Source organism: Acidobacteriota bacterium (assembly GCA_028874215.1).
Taxonomy (GTDB): Bacteria; Acidobacteriota; UBA6911; order RPQK01; family JAJDTT01; genus JAJDTT01.
The window spans coordinates 108,447-128,197 of record JAPPLF010000042.1 but is presented as its reverse complement, the minus strand read 5'-3'; the positions used below and the strand labels follow the sequence as shown (position 1 = coordinate 128,197).

The window sequence follows — 19,751 nt, the reverse complement described above, 5'->3', positions numbered from 1 at the left end:
CCTGACGACGTGGCTCGTCCGGTCTTGCGTGCTGGCCCAAAACCGGCGATTCCGAGTGCCGCATCAGCTTGGATGCCAGGCGTGGCCGGAAAGATCATCGGGATTTTCGTGGTTCGTGCCAGGCACGGTAGCTGAACCCGCACTTCTCACCCAGGGCGACGAGAGATTGATGAAAAAGCTCTTCTCGCCAAGCATCCGCTCGGTCGTATGGAAAGTTCCCGCTGGGCATTCCAAAGCGTGCGCCGTTGGCCTGGCCGCACAATCAGCATTTTCGGGAACTACTCGCCGAAAATGGGCGGCGCGGGGTCGGCGAGCTTCAGGGCGACGGGCTCGCCAACGTCCAGCGACGAGGCCTCGGTCCGCAGGGTTTGGAAACTCGCAAGCTCAGTTCCCGAAGGCAACCGCACACGATAGCGTTCATGGGAGCCGCGAAACACGCGCTCGACGACAACGCCTGACCCGTCGCGACTCGGTGTGAGTTCAAGCTGCTGCGGTCTGACGGCAACAACCACATTCGTCCCTGCCGCCAGCGAGTCCGCACCCGGAATCGGACCGATCTCGGTTTCGACTCCCCGCCTCGCGACGACTCCCGCCAGGAAGGTGGCGTCCAGCACGAATTCCGCAACGAACCGGCTGACCGGACGATCGTGAAGGTCGCGGGCCGAGCCGACTTGCTCAAGACGCCCATGGCGCATCACCGCCACCCGGTCCGCGATCTGAAAGGCCTCCTCCCGGTCGTGCGTGACGACGATGGCCGCGCGACCGGCATGCTTCAGGATCCGTCGAAGCTCTTTGCACAAGCTCGTGCGCAGGGCCGCGTCCAGATTCGACAGCGGCTCGTCCAGCAATAGAAGCTCGTACCCTGGAGCCAGCGCCCGCGCGAGCGCCGTGCGCTGCTGTTGACCGCCGGAAAGCTCGTGCGGAAAGCGTAATTCCATCCCCTCGAGGCCGCAAAGATCCATCGCCTGGCGAGCGCGCCTCCTGCGATCGCCGAGGGCGAGTCCGGACAGGCCGAACTCGACGTTTCGCCGGACGTCCAAATGCGGAAACAGCGCGTAGTCCTGGAAGACGAAACCGACGCGGCGCTCTTCGGGCGGGCACTCGATATCGCCGCTCTGCACGATTCGACCTCCAATGCGAATCGTGCCGCGGTCCGGTGTCTCGAATCCGGCGATCAGACGAAGCGTCGTCGTCTTGCCGCACCCGCTGGGACCCAGGAGCGCCAGGATCTCACCCTTCGGCATCGAGAACGACACGTCCGACACGGCCGGCGCCGGCGTGCCTTGGAAAGTCTTGTCGAGGCCACGGAGGGACAGGAAGACGTCCGACATCGTCTACAGGCGCGCCTCGCTCATCCCCCGAAGCCGCGTCAGCACGATGACGGGCAAGATCCCGGCTGCGACGATGGAGAGTGCCGGGGCCGACGCTTCGGTCCACATCGACTCGGCCGTTCGCTGCCACACTTCCACGGCGAGGGTGTCGACGCCGAACGGTCGGATCAGCATTGTTGCCGGCATTTCCTTCATCACATCGACGAAGACGAGAATGAGAGCGGTCAACAGGGAGCCTCGCAGAAGCGGGAGATGAACGAGCCCAAGTACGCGGGCCGGTCCCGCGCCGAAACCGCGCGCACTCTCGTCCATACTACCCGAGATCCGGGTGAGCCCCGACTCCACCGGGAAGAACGCTACCGAGATGAAGCGGACGAGATAAGCGAACAACAGGCCGAGCGCCGAGCCGGTCAGAAGCAAGCCGGCTCCGAAGTCTCCGAACCAACCGAGGGCGGCGTTGACGATGCCGTCGACGCGGCTGAGCGTCAGCAAGACGCCGACGGCGATGACGGAGCCGGGTATTGCATAACCGAGACTCGCCACCCGAGTCCCGAACGCCAAAGCACGCGAACGGGTGAAGCGGGCCGCATAAGCGAGGACGGTTGCCGCCGCGACCGCGAGCAGGCAGGCGGATGCCGCGAGGACGAGCGTGTTGCGCAAGAGCGCCGGAAAGTTTCCGGGAAGCAGCGACCCTTCCGCGGCGCGGAGGCTCCAGAAGGCAAGAACGCCGGTGGGAACAAGGAATCCTGCCGCCAGTACGCCGGAAAGGAACGCCGTCGCCGCCCAGCCTCTGGTTCCCGTGAGCGGCGGAAGCGTTCGAGCGACGTTTCGCCCGTGAGCTTGAACGAATCGCATACGACCCCGTGCCCGCTGTTCCAGAGTAACGAGAATCAACGCGAACAGCATGAGCACCACCGCGAGCTGACCCGCCGCGACACGGTCGAACATGCCGAACCAGACGCGATAGATGGCCGTCGTCAACGTTCGATAGCCGAACACGGAAACGGTTCCAAAGTCCGCGAGCGTCTCCATGAGGGCGAGTGCGACGCCGGTGGCAATCGCGGGTCGGGCCAATGGCAATCCGACTCTCCGGAATACGGCTGCCGGTCGGCAGCCCAGGCTACGCGCCGCCTCGGTGAAGTTCGCCCCCAACTCGCGAAACGCGGTCAGAGCGAGCAGATAGACGTACGGATACACGACCAGGCTCATTGCGAGTACCACGCCGCCGTAGGACCGCACGTTCGGAAATCGCCAACCGATATGGAGGGTCTCGCGCAAAAACGTGGGGACCGGCCCCGCAAACTCGAAGAGCGCCACGAACACGAAGCCGATGACATAGGTCGGCACGGCGAGCGGCAGGACGAGCGCCCATTCGAAAATATCGCGGCCCGGAAACCGACGGGTCGCGACGAGCCATGCGGAGACCGTCCCAATGGTGCCGGCGAGCGAGCCGACGCCGACCAGGAGCCAGAATGTGTTCGAAAGGAGCTCCCAGAGAATCGTATCCGCGAGGTGACGCCACACCTCACCCCGCGGAGAGGTCAGATTGAGCGCGACGCTGAGAACCGGAAGCGCGACGAGCGCGGCCGTGAGCCATGCTCCGACGGCGAGCGCTCGCGAGCTTCGAGCCATGAGAAACTACCGGTAGCCGGCACGGTCGGCGAGCTTGATCGCGGCCACCTGATTCTGACCGGCCGCAGCGACGCCCACCTGCTCCTGCTTGAAGACGCCCCAGCCTTTCAGAACGGCGTGCGGCTCCGCAGCCGGATTTGCCGGATACTCGAAACTGCTCGCGGCAAGTGTCTCTTGCGCCTCGACGGAGGTGATGAACTCCAGGAGTCGAACTGCGTTTTCCTTGTTCTTCGCGTACTTGGTGACCCCCGCCCCCGAAATGTTCACGTGGGTTCCGGTCGTCTCCTGGTTGGCCCAGAACGCCGCGACCGGCAGATCGGGTTCTTTGGCCAGGATGCGCGCGAGGTAGTAGCTGTTGGTGATCCCGACGTCGCACTGCCCCGCCGCGATGGCGCGGAGGACGGGCCGATCCGAGTTGACGATCTCGGGCTCGTTCGCGACCCAGCCTCCAATCATCCTCTCCACGACCGCTTCGCCGTGAACTCCGATCGCCGAGGCGAGCAGGGACTGGTTGTAAATGCTGTTGGACGTGCGCAAACAGATGCGGCCTTTCCATTTCGGATCCGCCAGCCCCGCATACGTCGAGAGCTCCGAAGGCTTCACGCGCTCGGTGCTGTACATGATGGTGCGCGCGCGGACAGCGAGGCCGAACCATTGGTTCTCCGGGTCACGGAGATGCGCCGGAACGTTCCCCATCAGAACCTCGGATTCGACGGGCATGAGGAGCCCCTCGCGGGCCGCGTTCCACAGATTGCCCGCGTCGACCGTCACCATGACGTCGGCCCGGGTGTCGGCACCCTCGGCCCGCAGCCGTTCGAAGACCTCGTTGTTGTTGCCCATGAAGAAGTTGACCTTGATTCCGGTCTTTTCGGTGAACAACTCGAAGGCGGGCTCGGACCCGTAGTGGGAGCGCGTCGAGTAGACGTTGACCTCTTGTGCACTCGCGATGCCGGTCAACAACAATGAGATCGCGGCAAGGATGACAAATCGACGGGGATTCGCGTTCATAATGTTGAGGCTCCTTCTCTAACCTGCCCGTACATGAAACTGAATTTCAATTTCACAATCAACTGCAGCCTGGACGAAGGAGCGTCTTGCACCTCATCAATACCTTGGTCAACTCCGCAACCTCAAAGGTCTGACGACAAAACCATTGATCTCTGACTGCCCGGCAGGCCGTTCACAGACCGTAAAACAGGTCCACCCCCGCTACCGTTCAAGGACCAAGCCGATGCCATGTTTCCCCAACACATCCGGCAGTTCCGGGTGATCCGGCAGCAGTCCTGAAGCCGTCAGTTCAAGCTTGCCTACTGCGCGGTCGAACACAGCGTAGACGTCACTACCAGTCAAACGGAACGCGTATACCAAGCCGTCGATGTCGTCATGATCGGAATAAATCGCCTTCCCAAAGGCGCGGCCGGCAGCATGATTGCGGGCATTTACCGTGTCGGTCTGTGCACCGATCAAGATGCACCCATCATGACGAAGATCAAGCAGCGTCAGTCCTATTCTCGGTTTCGTCGCAATCGAGGCCCAAACTCGTTCGGTCACTTCCTTGAGGAGGATCTCACGCCTTCGCCGTCGCACGAATCGATCCCGCACAACCGTTTCGATGAATGAGGTAGCAAAGTCGGGCGAGGCATAGAGCATCGTATAGACTCCAGTCTTGGAGCAAAATCGGGAGTCGGCCGACGCGGTGCCCATCGGTGACGCCACATAGCGGCCAGGTACGATCCGATAGCTGGGTGGCAGCTTCGCCCTGAAAAGTACAGCTTCGATCCGGTCGCGCGGATAGGCGGGTCGGTTCAAGTGAAGTCCGTACCGAAGCCGGGTGCTGCGTCTACGACATCCTCTATCCGCCCTGCCATCAATTCCTCAAGAGGACGCGCGACACGGTCGGAAAAAGGCCATTCCTGGGTCAAAAACTCCCAAGCTAATTCGGGATCTTCAATGATACCCATAACCCTGGCGAGTCCCGGAACCACCTTCCCCGGGCCAAGAATCTGCGCGGCCGGAATTGTCAGACCACGCTTTGTTGACTTCCAGGCGAGCAGCGTTTTTTGTTCCACCCACGCATAGATCGTCGTGCGCGAAACCTTCAGGCGTTTTGCGGCTGTTGAAACCCCGATCATATCCGGGCTCATGCGCCGGCGAACGATGAAAGGCTCAAGTCGACCGGGAACGTTGACGACGGCCCTACGCCCATACGCATCCCGTTGGGCGGCGGCAGTTTCCAGAGCAACACTCACGACCATACGGGCTTCCCGTGGGTGGCCGTGAAGAAAGTTTTCCGCGGCTCTAGAAAGACCCACAAGACCCTCAATACGGAATTTGCCGGCCTGCGTCGTCGGTCCGGACGTTCTATTCATCGGTTACCTTCCCTTTTTTGTTGGAAAAGACCCTATAACGTTAGCGCTCAATATGTCCAGTATGTCCACTATGTCATCCGTCTTGGAAACGATCTTCATATCAATAAGATCCGGTCCCCGCACTCGATACGAGCGGGATCCTCCACGACCAGAAATGCCAGTAGATAAAGTTTTTGGCGATGGGAGATCGATTCCTCACCGGCGGAGAAAATCGTATGAGGAACCACCGGCGAACTCCCTGCCTCGGGACTGGCTTCGGTGGCGTTCGCCACGGACGCCTCACCCCCCGCTCTTCACCGGGGCGTCCGCGTCGACTCGCACCGTCACGACGTCGGTGTCGTGGTACTGCCGGTGGCGCACCGAACTGGCGTAGTGGCGGAGCAGCCGCAGCGAGAACTCGCGGTCGACCGATCGCCTCGCCCACTGGCCCAGGAGCGCCAGACGGTCCTCGAGATTCCCCTCCACTGCCGAGGCGATGAATTCCAACTCCGCCCCGCGGCCGTCCCCGCGGACCAGGAGCAACAGGTGCCGGGCCTCTGCCGCTTCAGACGCCTCCCCCTCCGGAATCAGACTCAGGACCGATTCCTCCGCGGCGGCCCGGAGCCGCTCCGTTGACGCCTCGTTCCAATCCTTGGCGGCGGCGAACTTGCAGATGAACCCGTCGATCTCCGGCAGCGAATCGAGGCTGAGCATGGCCTTGACCCGCCTCCTTCTCGGCTTGGCCAGGTCCAGAGCCACCGTCATCACGATCGCGGCCAATCCGCCGGCCGCCATGCCGTTCCCCAGGATGGTCGCCAGGGTGCCGTCCATGTAGTCCGCGAAAATCTGCTGATTCTGAAAGCCGACGCCCAGCCAGAAAGACAGCCCGACGACCACGCTCTTGCGGCTGTCGAGGCCGTCCTGCGCCACGATCCTCATGCCCAGGACAAACAGGACGGCCATCAGCACCAGGATGTAAGCCGCCACCACCGGGTCCGGAATCGCCAGGATCACCGCCGTCACTTTGGGAAGGAAGGCAAAGGAGAAGAAGAGGATTCCGATGCAGACCCCCACGGAGCGCGCGGCGACGCCGGTCAGCTCGGTGACGGCGACGCTGGTGGAGTAGGTCGTATTGGGCACGGTCCCCATCAGGCCCGACAGGAGATTGCCCACGCCGTCCGCTCCGACGGCCCCCTGCACCGCGCGAAAGTCGGTCGCCCGCGGCCTCCGCCATGAGACCTGCTGGATTCCGATGGCGTCGCCGACGGTTTCGATGGCGCCTACCACGGTCACCAGAACGAAGACCGGGAGCAAGGTCCAGAATGGGGCGCCGAACGTCAGGTCGAGACCGGGCCAACCGCTCGTGGGCATTCCGAACCAAGCAGCGTCGGCGACTCGAGCGACGTCGTAGAGACCGTAGAAAGAGGCGACGATGCAACCGATGGTAACACCCAGAACGGGTGCCCAGAGCCGCAAGCTGCCCTTGGAGAAGAGGGCCAGACCTGCCGTGAAGACGAGGGTCGCCGCCGCGCTTACAGGCGCACCCGTGGAGGCCGCCCCTTCCGCCGCGTCGGCCACCAGGTTGAAGGCGATGGGCATGATGGTCACCGAGATCAGCATGATCACGGTCCCCGCCACCAACGGCGTAATGACCCTACGCAGCAAAGACAGGTGCGACGCCAGAACAAATTGAAATATGGACGAGACGACCACCAAGGTCGCCAGCAGTCCGGGTCCCCCATCCGTCAGCGCCGTCACCGACACGGCGATGAAGACGCCGGAGGTTCCCATCAGGAGGACGTAGCCGGAACCGAACCGTCCGACGCGGACGGCCTGGAGGATCGTGGACACGCCGCAGACGCAGAGCCCGGCGAAGACGGCCCAGGTCATGTAGGCGTCCTCCCCGCCGGCCGCGCGAATGATGATCGCCGGAGTCAGGACGATCCCGCCGATAGTGAGCAGGACAAGCTGAAATCCGAGTCCCAGGGAGAGCAGGTTCGGGGGCCGTTCGTTGGGTTCGTAACGAAGATCTTTCTGAAGAGCTGGAGCGGATGGCTTCATAAATATATCCCTGTTTGTCGCAACCCGTCGTTGCCGGTTCGTTTCCGAAATAGGAGCTGACCGATTCCCGGGCCGCCCGTCAGCCTGCGCGTCATGATTCCTTGTCCGCGTCTACACGGATCGTCACGACGTCGGTGTCGTGATACTGACGGTGATTCACGGAGGTGGCGAAGTGGCGGAGCAGCCGGAGCGAGAATTCGCGATCGCTCGACTGTTCCGCCCATTGTCCCAACAGCGCCAATTTATCTTCAAGATTACCCTCCCCCGCTGCGGCAATAAACTCCAATTCCGCCTTCCGGCCGTCACCTCCCATCGACAGGACCAGGTTCCGCGCGTCTTCCGGCTCCGTATCCCTCTCATACGGAACCAAGCTCAGGATCGCCTCCTCCGTCGCCGCGCGCAGTCGTCCCGTTGAGGTCGCGTTCCAATGCTTGTCCTTGGCGAATCGCTGAACGAACTCGTCGACCTCCGCCAACGACTCCAGACCCAGCTTCGTCTTGATCTTCCTCCGCCGGGGCTTGGACAGTTCCAGGGCGACTGTCATCACGATCGCGGCCAGTCCACCGGCGGCGATCCCGTTCTCCATAATCGACGCCGCCGCATCTCCCAGGTGTTCCGAGAAAATCTGCCGGTTCTGGAAACCGACGCCCAACCAGAACGCGACGCCGACCACGATGCTCTTGCGACTGTCCAGGCCGTCCCGGACCACGATCCGCGTTCCAACGACGAACAGCAGCGAGATGAGCACGACGATGTAGGCCGCAACGACCGGATTGGGAATCGCCAGGATCACCGCCGTCGCTTTGGGAATGAAGGAGAAGACGATGATGAGGATCCCGACGCAGACCCCCACGTTGCGGGCCGCCACACCCGTGAGCGCGGCCACCGAGATGCTGGAGGAGTAGGTGGTGTTGGGCAACGTCCCCACCAGTCCGGAAAGGAGGTTGGACAGGCCGCTTGCACCGATGGTGCCCTGCACCGACCGAAAATCGGTCGCTCGCGGCTGCCGCCAGGACACCTGCTGGATGCTGATGGAGCCGCCTACGGTCCTCACGGTATCGATGGCCACCACGAATATGAATACCGGGAGCAAAGCCCAGAACGACGAGCCGAAACTCAGGTCGAACCCGGGCCACCCGATGGGCGGCAGCCCGAACCAAGGGGCGGAGACGACTCGGGCAGTGTCGTAGATCCCATAGTACCCCGCTACGCTGCAACCCGCGATCACGCCCAAGACCGGGCCCCAGAGCCGCCAAGCGCCCGCTGCGAAGAGGGCTAGACCCGCCATGGCGAGGAGGGTCACCGCGAAACTGACGGGGGCGGCAGCCGGCGGAGTTCCTTCCGGCGGCCGGGACAACATGTTGAAGGCAATGGGCATGATGGTGACCGCTACCAGCATGATGACCGTCCCCGCCACCAACGGCGTAATCACCCGTCTCAGCAGTACGAGACGCGAGCCCAAGACGAACTGGAACAGGGACGAAACCACGATCAAGGTGGCCAGTAGAGCCGGTCCCCCCTCCACCAGAGCCGTAATCGACACGGCGACAAAGGTGCCGGAGGTCCCCATCAGGAGGATGTACCCCGCTCCCATGTTGCCGACCCGAACCGCCTGGATGACGGTGATCAGGCCGCAGACGCAGAGTCCGGCGAAGACGGCCCAGGAAAGGTAGACCTCGCCGACGGCCGCGGCTTCGATGATGATCTTGGGGATCAGCACGATTCCGCTGATGTTCAGCATCACGAGCTGAAGGCCGAGTCCCAGGGAGAGCAGGTGCGGTGGCTTCTCGGGAGGTTCGTAGCGAACGCCCCTGCGAGGGGGCGGTCCGGAGCGTCTCATCTGGCGGTTTTTATACCGCAGGGAGGGTGGAGCCGCCAGCCTGATCTCGGGAAAGGCGCGGACTTGAATCGGAACCGTTGGATCGATTGCGAACAATTGACAACTGTGTCGCGAATGATCATGACAATTGACGACAGGACCGCGAATTGTCATGAGGATCGTCACGACGATAACGTGCCGCTTTACACAGCGCTCCGCGTCAGTCCCTTCGCATTCCTCAGTAACGTGGACCGGCCACCCGCCTGTTTCCTTGACTTCCCTCTCGGCGCGCTGCTATCAGAAACGCATGAGCACAGCGCGCCCTTCGGCCTTTTTCCGCCTGTTTCTCTTCGTCACCTTGCCGGTTCAGGGACTCCTTCCCGCCCAGGACCGGGAATGGATCTCCTACGGCGGGGACCCGGGAGGGATGCAGTACTCCTCCCTGGACCAGATCAACCGCGAGAACGTGGGCCGCCTGAAGGAAGCCTGGGTCTACGACACGGGCGACTTCAGCGACGGTTCCGAGTTGCCCACCTTCTCCTCCTTTCAGACCACGCCCCTGATGGTGGACGGCGTCCTCTACGTCTCCACGGTCTTTCACCGCCTCCTGGCGCTTGATCCGGACACGGGCAAGAAGCTCTGGGAGTTCGATCCCAAGTTCGACCGCAGCGAGCGGGTGAACATGTACAAGAGCAGGGGCGTCGCCCACTGGACCGATGGGAAGGTCAAGCGGATCTTTCTGGGGGACCAGTTGGGCCGCCTCTTTTCGGTGGACGCGGCCACCGGGAAAGTCGACCCGGAATTCGGGACCTCGGGGATGGTGGACCTGAAGAGCGGGATGATGGGGGACTACGGTCATCTCCGGTGGGGACTGGGCTCGCCGGTGGCTCCCTGCGGCGACGTGGTGGTGGCCGGCAGTTGGGTCACCGACGGCGAACCCCAGGGACCGAGCGGCGACATCCAGGCCGTCGACGCCCGGACCGGGCGGAGGGTCTGGCGCTTCCACACCGTTCCCCGTCCGGGGGAATTCGGGCACGACACCTGGGAGGGAGACTCATGGAAGGACCGGTCGGGCGTCAATGCCTGGTCCAACCTGAGCGTGGACGAGGAGCGCCGGATGGTCTTCGTTCCCCTGACCTCTCCCGGCACCGACTTCTATGGAGGGGACCGCAGAGGGGACAACCTTTTCAGCGACGCCATCGTGGCCCTGGACTGCCGAACCGGGAAACGCGTCTGGCACTTCCAGACCATCCACCACGACCTTTGGGACTGGGACCTGCCTTCGCAGCCCTCCCTGGTCACCGTGCGCCGCAACGGCAAGGCGGTTCCGGCGGTGGCCCAGACCACCAAGACCGGGTTCGTCTTCCTGCTCCATCGAGAGACGGGAGAACCGCTCTTCGAAGTCGAGGAACGGCCGGTGCCGCAGGGGGACATCCCCGGCGAGTACTACTCCCCGACCCAGCCGATTCCCGTCAAGCCGCCGCCCTTCGTTCGCCAGGCAATGACCCGGGACGAGATCACCGACGTCACACCGGAGTCCCGCGCCGAGTGCCTGGAAATGGTCAAGGACGCCTATGTGGAGGGCCCGCTGTTCCGGCCCATCGGCCGCGAGCTGACCGTCATGTTTCCGGGGACCAACGGCGGATCCAATTGGGGCGGGGCGGCGTTCGATCCCGAGTCCCAGGTGCTCTACATCAACTCCATGGACGTGGGCGCTTTCGTCCGGATGGTGGAGCGGCCCGAGGGATCCAAGGTCCCTTTCCGGGCCCGGGGCACCAAGTACGGACGCTTCTGGGATTCCAACCAATACCCCTGCCAGAAGCCGCCGTGGGGCTCGCTGACCGCCATCGACCTCAACACGGGCGAGTTCCGCTGGCAGTCCATCCTGGGCGAGATCGACGAACTGACGCGCCGCGGAATCCCCAAGACCGGGGCCCCCAACCTGGGCGGCCCCATTGTGACGGCCGGCGGGCTGGTCTTCATCGCGGCCACCAACGACAGCCGCATCCGAGCCTTCGACAAGAAATCGGGCGAGGAGGTCTGGGTCCGGCGCCTGCCGGCCAGCGGCCACGCCACTCCCATGAGCTATCTGGGACCCAAGACCGGCAAGCAGTTCCTCGTCATCGCGGCCGGTGGGGGAAACAAGTACAACAAGGTCTTCGGCGGCAAGCTCGTGGCGTTTGCGCTTCCGTGATCAAGAGTCGGCGGCTGGAAGCTGCCGTTCCCGGTCCGGCGTCACGCCGTGATCGTCGCGCGGGCGACCGTACACTCCTCCAGCATGGCCGGATCCGGCTCGGTTCCGTGGCCCGGCTCCTCCGACAGGCTCATGACCGGTTCGCCTGAAGGCCCCTGATCCAGGAACACTTCGGGACGGCCCAGGTCCTTCCGGTAGAAACGGCTGGTGGGAAAAAGGTCGGCGGGGTAGGTGAAGTTCTCCAACGTGGACAGGGCCAGGTTGACCCGCACGCCCACGGCGCTCTCCAACATGGACCCGATCCAGCAGGGGATCCCTGCCTCTTGGCACCGGTTGTGGATTTCCAGGGCCGGCGTCAGTCCTCCGACCCGGCAGGTCTTGATGTTGACGATCCGGCAACTTCCCATTTCGATGGCCTTCCGGGCCTTGTCGGGGGAGGTCACGCTCTCATCCAGGCAGACGGGCGTTTGCAGCTCCTCCTGGAGCCGGGCGTGGTCCGCCAAGTCGTTGTACTGCAGCGGCTGCTCGATCATGGCCAGGCCCAACTGGTCGATCTCCCGGAACATCTTCAGGTCCGAGAGCCGGTAGCCGCTGTTGCAGTCGATGTGGAAGGTGTGATCGGGAAAGTTCTTCCTGACCACTTTCAACATGGGCAGATCCCATCCCGGCCCGTACTTGAGCTTGGTGCGCTTGAAACCCGCCACCACAGCCCGGTCGATGGCAACCAACAGATCGTCCACCGAGTCCATGATTCCGAAGTCGGCTCCCACGTCGACCTGCGAACGCCGTCCTCCCAGGAGCCGGTAGAGCGGTACTCCCCGGCGCATGGCCTCCAGCACCCACCAGGCACTGTCCAGGCCGCCCTTGGCAAACGAGTTTCCCTTGACGAAGGCAAGCCGGGCCTGAAGTTCCTCCCCGCTGGCGATCTCCTGTCCCACCAGGATCGGGGCTAACCAGTCCCGGATGCAGGCGAAGACGCCTCCCGCCCATTCCGGCAGGTACTGGGGAGCGGCCAGTGGAGCCGCCTCGCTCCAGGCCGCCAGCCCCTGCGACTCCATCCGGACCAGGACCGACTGAACGGACGCATCCTCACCGTAGGCGGTCCGCCAGGGATAGATGAGCGGCATGGCCACGTGGACCACTTCGATGGCATCGATTCTCATGGGTCCCAGGATATACCGAATGGTCCGGAGCGGAACACCGGTCCGAGAAGGGCTTACGCGGTCCGGGCGAACGACCGGTTCAGTGATCCATCCGCCGAAGCAGACTGCCGTACCCTTCGATGGGGCCGGTCAGTCCCAGCTTCCGGAAGCAGGCCCAGATCGTGGACTGGTTGGAGGTCACCACGGGACGGCCCGTGATCCGTTCCAGTTCCTCCACCACTTCCAGCGACCGCCAGGCCGTGCAGGAACAGAAGAGCAGATCGGCCTCGGGCCGGCAGGCCTGGGAGGCGAACCTCACCACCGATTCCGGATCCTGATCGTTGATCCCCTGCTGGCCGGCGCCCACCGCCACCGGCTCGCCCTCCACGTTGAGGACCGTGAAACCGGCGGTCTCCAGGTAGGTGCGGAGTCTCCGGTTGCTCCAATCCGGGTAGGGGGTGGCCACGGAGATCTTGCGGGCGCCCATGAAGCGCAGCGCCTCGACCACGGCCGGACTGGTACCGATGGCGGGAACCTTCGCCGTTCGCTCGATGAGGTCGAGCATGTCCCGATCCCAGCCGGCGCCCTTGAAGAAACTCCCGGTGGTGCAGGCATAGACGATGGCGTCCACCCGGGCCGTGGACAAGTAGCGGGCGCCGCTCTCGATGTCCGTGTTCATCCTCTCCATGCCGTCTTCGCCCATGGAGTCGTTGGTCAGCCAGAGCCGTTGCCCGTGAACCGTCATGGATTTGGGCGCCACCAGTTGGTAGTCCCCCTCGCAGGTGGTGTTGGTGGAGGGGACCATCAATCCGATTCGATGACGAATGCTCATTTTTGGAAGGCTCCTGGAAATACGATCCTATCCGAACCTGGAAGTCACACCGACTACATGCACGCGGTCGCCGAACCCGTATTCTATGGTGTAACACTCTTCAAAATGAATACTTTAATCGAGTCGAAATGTGTCGATCGACTTCATGGGAGGCATTGGACTGCTCAAGCAACGATCTGACCTTGTGAATTCCAGTGAAACGCCCAGGATGGCGGGGGTTTCGTGCTATTCTGGACCCTACCAGGCACCGAAGATGCACACGCCGCTGCGCTCCCTTTTTCCCATCCTGGTTCTGGCTGCAGGACTGCTGCTCCTGACCGGAAGTCCCTCCATGGCACAAACGGGCACGGGGACACTTCTGGGAACCGTCCGGGACGGTCAGAACGAAATTCTGAGCGGCGCGGAGCTGACCCTGACCCGGATCCAGACCAACGAGGTCTTCGTGGCCTTGAGCGCGGCGAACGGCAACTACCGTGTGGACGGGGTCCCCGTCGGCGAATACGAGATCCACGTGAGTTTGGCCGGCTACCAGACGGAGGTTCGCACCGGAGTCCTGCTCCAGATAGGGCAGACGGTTCGCCAGGACTTCCATCTGTTGTCCGGAGACTCGGCGGAAGTCCGCCGAACCTTGGCGCAGGCTCTCCAGTTGGAGTCGGAAAACGCGGAGTTGGGAGAGGTCATCGGCCGCAAGAAGCTGGAAGACATGCCCCTGAACGATCGCGACTTCACCAAGTTGGCAACCCTGGCGCCAGGGACCGCGCCGGCCAGCAGCACCAGCACCACCGGGAGCGCCATGGGGAACATCCGGGTCCAGGGCATGCGGCAACGGGACAATGTCACCTACGTGGACGGGTCTCTGTTTCCCCGTTTTTCCAACTTCAAGCCCAGCACCGACGCCCTGCAGGAGTTCGAGGTCAAGACTGGCCTCTACGGGGCCGAGTACGGAATCCGGCCCGGTGGCCAGATCGTGGCGGTCACCCGCAGCGGCGGCAACGACTATCACGGCAACCTGTTCTGGTTTCACCGCAACGACAACCTGGACGCCCGCAACTTCTTCGAGCACGAGAAGCAGGAGTACAAGCGCAATCAGGTGGGCGCCACCCTGGGGGGGCCGATCCGGATTCCCCACCTGATGGACGGGCGGGACCGGGCTTGGTTCTTCGTCTCGTACCAGCTCGAGTCGATCCGGGAGATTCGGCCGCTGACTGGAGTCGTCCCCACCCTCGAACAGAGGGAGGGCCGTTTCTCCAGACCGTTGAGGGATCCGGCTACCGGAAACCTCTTCCCCAACAACGCCATTCCTCCGGAAAGGATCAATCCGGTGGCGACCCGGCTGTTGGCCTTCTTTCCCCGGCCAAACACGCTGCGCGCGCTCAATTTCACCAGCCCCGACTCCTTCGCCCCGTATGACAACCCGCAGTTCATTACGCGGATCGATTTCAAGGATTCGGAACAGAGCCGCTGGTCGGGGCGCTTCGTCTGGAATTCAGGACCCTACGTCACCGTGCGCGCGATCTCTGCATTTTCCGCCACCCAGCCTCTCCGCGCCTACGGACAGAGCATCACCAACACGAGGACCCTGGCGAGTGGCCTCACCAACGTGGCCAGTATCCACTGGACACGCAGGCCCTACTACGCGGCGCCTTCCAATCCCAAACCGGAGGCCTCGGCGGCGCTGGGGATCCGCCAGCTCCAAGACAACGTCGTGGATCGAATGGGAATTCCCATCGTGGAGGTCCAGGGCTACACCAATCTCGGCGACATCCAGCTTCAGGGCGACTCCATCACCGGGAACTGGCAGATCAAGGAACAGATTTCTTTCCAGCGGGGCGACCACTCGCTGAAGACCGGGGCCGAGTTCCGCCAACACTACATGTTCATCAACATGGAGGCCCGCTCCCGGTTCTACTTCTTCGACCGCTATACCGGACACGCGCTGGGAGACTTCCTTCTCGGCTATCCGGCCCGAACGTCTCTGGGGGGCGAGTCCTACCGGGCCAACCTGCACCAGAACAGCCTTTACCTGTTCCTCCAGGACGACTGGAAGCTGAGCCCGACGCTGACCCTGACCCTGGGGCTGCGCTACGAGGGGAGATTCCCCTGGAAGGACAAGCGAGGCTTCGTGTCCAATTTCGATCCCCATCGGGGCGCCATTGCGGCGCCGCCCCTGGACCTCGACCTGAAGCCGGGTGAAACGGGCCGCTATCCGGCCGGGATTCCCCTGGTGAGCTGGAGATGGAGCGAGGGTTTCCTGCCCCGCTCCGGACTGGCCTGGAGGGTGGGAACCAACTCCGTGGTGCGGGCTGGATACGGCATCTATGCCAACGAGTTGGACACCGGGATGCTTTACCGGCTGACCCGGACTCCGCGGGAGGGCGCCATCCGCTCCACCTTCAACGCTCCCCTGGAGACTCCCGTCCTGAGCCTGTCCGACCCCTTTCCGGCGGCCTTGTCCCGATCGGCCGTACCCACCATCTTCGGAGTGGAGAGTCCGCTCCCGCTCTCCTCGACCCACGTCTGGGGCCTCTCGCTGCAGCAGAAGTTCTCCCCTCTCCTGATGCTGGAGGCGGGATATCTGGGCTCCCATACGGCGAACCAGTTGGATACCGTGTCTCTCAACGATGCTCTTCCGGGAACCGGCGACCGGCAGGCCCGCCGCCCCTTCCCCGGGTTGCAGGCTGTCCACATTCCCATGGCCGACGCCGACTCCAGGTACCATGGCATGCAGTTTCGGTTGGAGAGGCGGCCCGGAGCGGAAGGACTGCACCTGAGCGGCTCCTTCACCTGGTCCAGCCAGATCAACAACGGCGGGGGCTGGGAAGGATCGTACGAACGGCGCTATTTCAGGAGCCGGAACCTGCCGCTGCACCACAACCGCGGACTCTCGGAACTCCACCTCCGGCGCCGGCTGGTCATTACAACGAGTTACGAACCCCCCTTCGGCCGGGGCAAGCCCTACCTCCAGACCGGGCCTCTGGGTGCGGTTCTGGGCGGGTGGTCCATGCAGGTCATTTCCAGTTTCCAGGACGGTCCCTGGTTCACCGTCTATCTCCCGGGCGATCGCTTGGATGTGGGATCCGAGTTCTCCCAGTGGCCGGACCGGATCGGGAATCCGAACCTGGCCCCGGACCAGCGCACGCCGAGCCGGTGGTTCGACACGGAGGCCTTCGTGCGTCCCGACGGCTTCCGCTACGGCAACGCGGGCCGGACCACCGTGGAGGGACCCGGCCTGGCCAACGTGGACCTCTCGCTCCGGCGCACGTTCCGGCTGAGCGAAGGCCAGAATCTGGAACTGCGCCTGCAGATGTTCAACGCAGCCAACCGCGCCAACTTCGTCCTCCGGCGGAAAGCCCGGGTCAACCAGTTCGGCACGGCCGATTTCGGCGCACTGGGCGAAGCCTCGCCGGCCCGGCAGGTCCAGGTGGCGCTCAAGTATTCGTTCTGATCCGGTTCCGGCCGTCTCGCATTCAATCGAGTTGCCTCAGGTAGACCACGTAGAGCCGGGGATCGGCGTCCGCCCCTCGCTCCATGTGGATCCGCAGGCGCACCGTCTGACCCGCCAGGGCGGCCAGGTCTCCTCCGGGCCATTGGACGGGAACGTCGAGTCCTCCCTCTCCCTGGGGAACGCCGCTCGACTCCCCCGAATAACCGGGCAGCAGATGGAATGCGGCGTCGGAGATCTCCACCTTCATGAGTCGGGCGTGGTCGGCGTTGAGGACCACTTCGAAACCACCCGTTGGCAGAGTCACCGGAGCGGACCAGACCCAGCCCTTGGGCTCGTCCAGCCTCGTCGATCCTTCCGGATAGAGTCCCAGGGCGCCCCAGCGATCCCGGGGCAGCGTGGCCAGCCCCACTTCCGCGTAGTACTCCTCACCGTACTCGGCATTGCGCCAGCGTCCGTGGTAGATGAGGGTCTTGTCGCCGACGTTGAGGATGCCGTTGCCCGACTGGCAGAGGATGGTGGGGTAGCTTTTTCCCGGATCGTTGGTCACCGGCGAATCGTCCCGATGCAGGTAGACGTGCCCCTTCACCGGCTCGCGGAAATGAATCCCGTCGTTGCTGACCACCAGGCCGAAGTCGGCCGAGATCTTGCCGTGTCCGAACCAGGCCGCCGGGACGTTCCGGGTCGTGTCTCCCGGGAAGTTGTGCCAGAGCCCGAACAGGCCCACCAGGACGCTGCCGTAGCTGCGGGCTCCGATGCCCAGATGCACCTGATCGTAGGGCTTGCGACCGCCCCGTTGGGCGGGGTCCTCCGGCTCCCGGATCAGAAACGCCGGGGCGTACCCCGATACCCAGTCGTCGAAATTGGCCGAGACGGCGGCGTAACCCTGGCGCCCATGGGCATGGCCCCCTTCGCTGTGCCCGACGGCCTGGCCGTGGACCGCATAGAAATTGTTGTGCTTGTAGACCCCCGCGATCTCGATGAACTTGTCGACGGCATCCCGGTCCTTGACCTTCCAGTGAGTTCCGTCGGGGCTTGTAGCCGTCCGGAAGACCCACGTCGTGCCGTTGTGGAGGTTGTAAACCATCTTGTAGCGGCGCTCCGGATCCGGTTCCTCCTCATCCTTGAGGACGTGACCGCCGTACATCCGCTCCCCGGGCAGATCCAGAAGGTTGTTCTCGCGGCTCCCCTTGTATTCCACCTGTCCCAGGTTCGGCTTCACCCAGTGGATCCCGTCGTCGCTCTCGGCGTAGGCGACCGGCCCTACGGTGAACCCCGATTCGGTTTCTCCCGTCCCCAGGGGGTAGTACCACATGCGGTACTTGCCCTCGTCGAAGAGGACCGTCCCGTAGAAATGGGTCCCGATGTAATCCGGCTTGTCGGGATCGTCGCGGCTGGGGGTCAATACCGGCTCCAGCCTCACCTCCGGCTTGGAATAGTAGAGGGAGACGTTCCGCCAAAACGGCAACAGGTGGTCATCGATGGCCAGGAGCGGCGCCTCGCCGCGGACCACTCCCGGAACCGTCTCGAAACGGAATCCGTCGGGCTCGGGCGTGCCCGGTCCGCTGCCGGAACAACCAGCGGCCAGGCAAAGGACCAGCGGAACGAAGAGATACAGGTGGACCCGGTGTTTCAAATACATGACTCCTCCAATTCGGAATCCGGCGGCGGCGTGGCCGGAGCGTCGTTACTTCTGATCTTGCGGCTTCACATCGGGTGGGGCTCCGACGAAGAGCCACCAGCAGTCCTCGTCGGTGTGATTGTAGACCGACCGCATGGGCTCGGGAGGAAAGTAGATGGCCGTGTTCTCCTCCACCTCATACTCATCGTTATCGACTCTCACCATGGCGCGGCCCTTCATCAGGTAGTAGACCTCCTCCATGGTGAAGTGCCGGTGGTGCTCCACGCTCCCACCGGGGGCCAGCCGGCCCACCGACATCCGCAGATGGCCGGGGAGCCCGAAGGCGTCGTTGAAGGACTTGTGGTCCAGCGTCTCCTGGTTTTCAGCGATGTTCGCCAGATCCACGAAACGAACCGGTTTGCATGCCTTGGACCTGTCTTTGTTCATTTTTTCGATCTCCCGTCCGTAGTCGTCTCGTTCGTCAAAAGCTCAGCGGCGCCAATCGGGGGCGCCGTGGCGTGAATCTCTACCAGGCCAGCCAGCCTCCGTCCACGCACAGGACCTGTCCCGTGACGAACGAAGCCGCGTCCGACGCCAGGTAGATGACGGCCCCTTGCAGGTCCTCCCCCGTCCCCGGGCGTTTCAAGGGGGTGCGCTGGATCATTCTGGACCAGGTGTCCTTGGGAACGGCCGTTTTCAGCCGTTCGGTCCGGATCATCCCGGGGCTGATGGCGTTGACCCGGATCTTGTAGTCCGCCCAATAGGTGGCCAGCGCCCGCGTCATGCTGATCACGGCTCCCTTGCTGGCCGAGTAGGCCAGATCTTCGCGGGTCGGATTGCCCGGCGGGTGGGAGACGGAAGGGTCCACTCCCACATGCCCGTAGACCGAGGCGATGTTGATGATGCAACCGCCCCCCTGGCGCACCATGATCCGGCCGGCTCGCTGGGAACAGAGAAAAGTCCCGGTTGCGTTGACGTCGAAGACCCTCTGCCAGACCTCCAGGGTGGCGTCGAGGGTGGGGGCGTGAATGGAAATCCCGGCATTGTTCACCAGGATGTCGAGGCGCCCGAAACGCTCCTCCGCGGCCGCCATCATGCGGTCGACGTCGTCGGGACGGGAGACGTCCGCCGCCACTCCCAACCCGTCCCGTCCCCGCCGGCGAATGCGGCGGGCTGCGGCTTCGGCCAGGGCACCGTCCCGGTCCCCGACGACCACGTCGGCGCCGGCTTCGGCCAGGGCCAAGGCGAGATCCTCTCCCAGGCCCGATCCGGCTCCGGTGACAACGGCGACCTTGCCCTGGAGACTGAATCGATCGGACCCTGGCATGC

The 19,751-nt window shown here is 63.7% G+C and carries 14 protein-coding genes; 2 read left to right on the top strand and 12 right to left on the bottom strand.

What is annotated here, in order from left to right:
* Positions 1-278: 278 nt before the first annotated feature.
* The 7 genes from OXT71_08370 to OXT71_08340 all read right to left on the bottom strand — a co-directional run bounded on the left by OXT71_08370 (position 279) and on the right by OXT71_08340 (position 9,212).
* The gene (locus tag OXT71_08370) at positions 279-1,331 is read right to left on the bottom strand and encodes an ABC transporter ATP-binding protein (protein MDE2926397.1); all 1,053 of its coding nucleotides are present in this window, start codon (positions 1,329-1,331) and stop codon (positions 279-281) included.
* A 3-nt stretch (positions 1,332-1,334) separates the two neighbouring features.
* On the bottom strand, positions 1,335-2,963 hold the full coding sequence (locus tag OXT71_08365) for an iron ABC transporter permease (GenBank protein MDE2926396.1): 1,629 nt from the start codon (positions 2,961-2,963) through the stop codon (positions 1,335-1,337).
* Between the two features lie 6 nt (positions 2,964-2,969).
* Positions 2,970-3,842, bottom strand: coding sequence for an extracellular solute-binding protein (locus OXT71_08360; protein ID MDE2926395.1), 873 nt, complete (start codon positions 3,840-3,842; stop codon positions 2,970-2,972).
* 330 nt (positions 3,843-4,172) lie between these two features.
* Positions 4,173-4,772 carry an RES family NAD+ phosphorylase gene (locus OXT71_08355; protein MDE2926394.1) on the bottom strand — a complete coding sequence of 200 codons (600 nt, stop codon included), beginning with the start codon at positions 4,770-4,772 and terminating at the stop codon, positions 4,173-4,175.
* Entirely contained in the window at positions 4,769-5,332 is a 564-nt protein-coding gene (locus OXT71_08350; protein ID MDE2926393.1) for a helix-turn-helix domain-containing protein, read from the bottom strand. The genes OXT71_08355 and OXT71_08350 overlap by 4 nt, the downstream gene beginning before the upstream one ends.
* 279 nt (positions 5,333-5,611) lie before the next feature.
* On the bottom strand, positions 5,612-7,372 hold the full coding sequence (locus OXT71_08345) for a hypothetical protein (GenBank protein ID MDE2926392.1): 1,761 nt from the start codon (positions 7,370-7,372) through the stop codon (positions 5,612-5,614).
* 91 nt (positions 7,373-7,463) lie between these two features.
* Complete coding sequence (locus OXT71_08340; protein MDE2926391.1) at positions 7,464-9,212, bottom strand: hypothetical protein; 1,749 nt, start codon at positions 9,210-9,212, stop codon at positions 7,464-7,466.
* 286 nt (positions 9,213-9,498) lie between these two features.
* Here OXT71_08340 and OXT71_08335 point away from each other — a divergent pair, with 286 nt between their 5' ends.
* Positions 9,499-11,385, top strand: coding sequence for a pyrroloquinoline quinone-dependent dehydrogenase (locus OXT71_08335; GenBank protein MDE2926390.1), 1,887 nt, complete (start codon positions 9,499-9,501; stop codon positions 11,383-11,385).
* 41 nt (positions 11,386-11,426) lie between these two features.
* Here OXT71_08335 and menC read toward each other — a convergent pair whose 3' ends face one another.
* Both menC and OXT71_08325 read right to left on the bottom strand, forming a co-directional pair.
* Positions 11,427-12,548: an o-succinylbenzoate synthase gene (gene menC, locus OXT71_08330; protein MDE2926389.1), complete on the bottom strand. Its 1,122-nt coding sequence runs from the start codon at positions 12,546-12,548 to the stop codon at positions 11,427-11,429.
* Between the two features lie 79 nt (positions 12,549-12,627).
* Entirely contained in the window at positions 12,628-13,359 is a 732-nt protein-coding gene (locus OXT71_08325) for an aspartate/glutamate racemase family protein (GenBank protein MDE2926388.1), read from the bottom strand.
* Between the two features lie 253 nt (positions 13,360-13,612).
* On the opposite strand from OXT71_08325, the gene OXT71_08320 reads away from it, so the two are divergent.
* A complete protein-coding gene (locus tag OXT71_08320; GenBank protein MDE2926387.1) occupies positions 13,613-16,804 on the top strand; it encodes a TonB-dependent receptor in 3,192 nt (1,063 codons plus the stop codon).
* A 22-nt stretch (positions 16,805-16,826) separates the two neighbouring features.
* On the opposite strand, the gene OXT71_08315 is transcribed toward OXT71_08320, so the two are convergent.
* From OXT71_08315 to OXT71_08305, 3 genes are all read right to left on the bottom strand, one after another.
* Positions 16,827-18,443: a hypothetical protein gene (locus OXT71_08315; protein MDE2926386.1), complete on the bottom strand. Its 1,617-nt coding sequence runs from the start codon at positions 18,441-18,443 to the stop codon at positions 16,827-16,829.
* A 45-nt stretch (positions 18,444-18,488) separates the two neighbouring features.
* The gene (locus tag OXT71_08310; GenBank protein MDE2926385.1) at positions 18,489-18,869 is read right to left on the bottom strand and encodes a cupin domain-containing protein; all 381 of its coding nucleotides are present in this window, start codon (positions 18,867-18,869) and stop codon (positions 18,489-18,491) included.
* Between the two features lie 79 nt (positions 18,870-18,948).
* The gene (locus OXT71_08305) at positions 18,949-19,749 is read right to left on the bottom strand and encodes a glucose 1-dehydrogenase (GenBank protein MDE2926384.1); all 801 of its coding nucleotides are present in this window, start codon (positions 19,747-19,749) and stop codon (positions 18,949-18,951) included.
* Between the last annotated feature and the right edge of the window lie 2 nt (positions 19,750-19,751).

Bases quoted from the DNA above. Each gene is read 5' to 3' on its own strand.
- OXT71_08340 (MDE2926391.1), bottom strand. From the start codon at position 9,212: ATGAGACGCTCCGGACCGCCCCCTCGCAGGGGCGTTCGCTACGAACCT.
- OXT71_08315 (MDE2926386.1), bottom strand. From the start codon at position 18,443: ATGTATTTGAAACACCGGGTCCACCTGTATCTCTTCGTTCCGCTGGTC.
- OXT71_08350 (MDE2926393.1), bottom strand. From the start codon at position 5,332: ATGAATAGAACGTCCGGACCGACGACGCAGGCCGGCAAATTCCGTATT.
- OXT71_08320 (MDE2926387.1), top strand. From the start codon at position 13,613: ATGCACACGCCGCTGCGCTCCCTTTTTCCCATCCTGGTTCTGGCTGCA.
- OXT71_08305 (MDE2926384.1), bottom strand. From the start codon at position 19,749: ATGCCAGGGTCCGATCGATTCAGTCTCCAGGGCAAGGTCGCCGTTGTC.
- OXT71_08310 (MDE2926385.1), bottom strand. From the start codon at position 18,869: ATGAACAAAGACAGGTCCAAGGCATGCAAACCGGTTCGTTTCGTGGAT.
- OXT71_08365 (MDE2926396.1), bottom strand. From the start codon at position 2,963: ATGGCTCGAAGCTCGCGAGCGCTCGCCGTCGGAGCATGGCTCACGGCC.
- menC (MDE2926389.1), bottom strand. From the start codon at position 12,548: ATGAGAATCGATGCCATCGAAGTGGTCCACGTGGCCATGCCGCTCATC.
- OXT71_08345 (MDE2926392.1), bottom strand. From the start codon at position 7,372: ATGAAGCCATCCGCTCCAGCTCTTCAGAAAGATCTTCGTTACGAACCC.
- OXT71_08335 (MDE2926390.1), top strand. From the start codon at position 9,499: ATGAGCACAGCGCGCCCTTCGGCCTTTTTCCGCCTGTTTCTCTTCGTC.
- OXT71_08370 (MDE2926397.1), bottom strand. From the start codon at position 1,331: ATGTCGGACGTCTTCCTGTCCCTCCGTGGCCTCGACAAGACTTTCCAA.
- OXT71_08325 (MDE2926388.1), bottom strand. From the start codon at position 13,359: ATGAGCATTCGTCATCGAATCGGATTGATGGTCCCCTCCACCAACACC.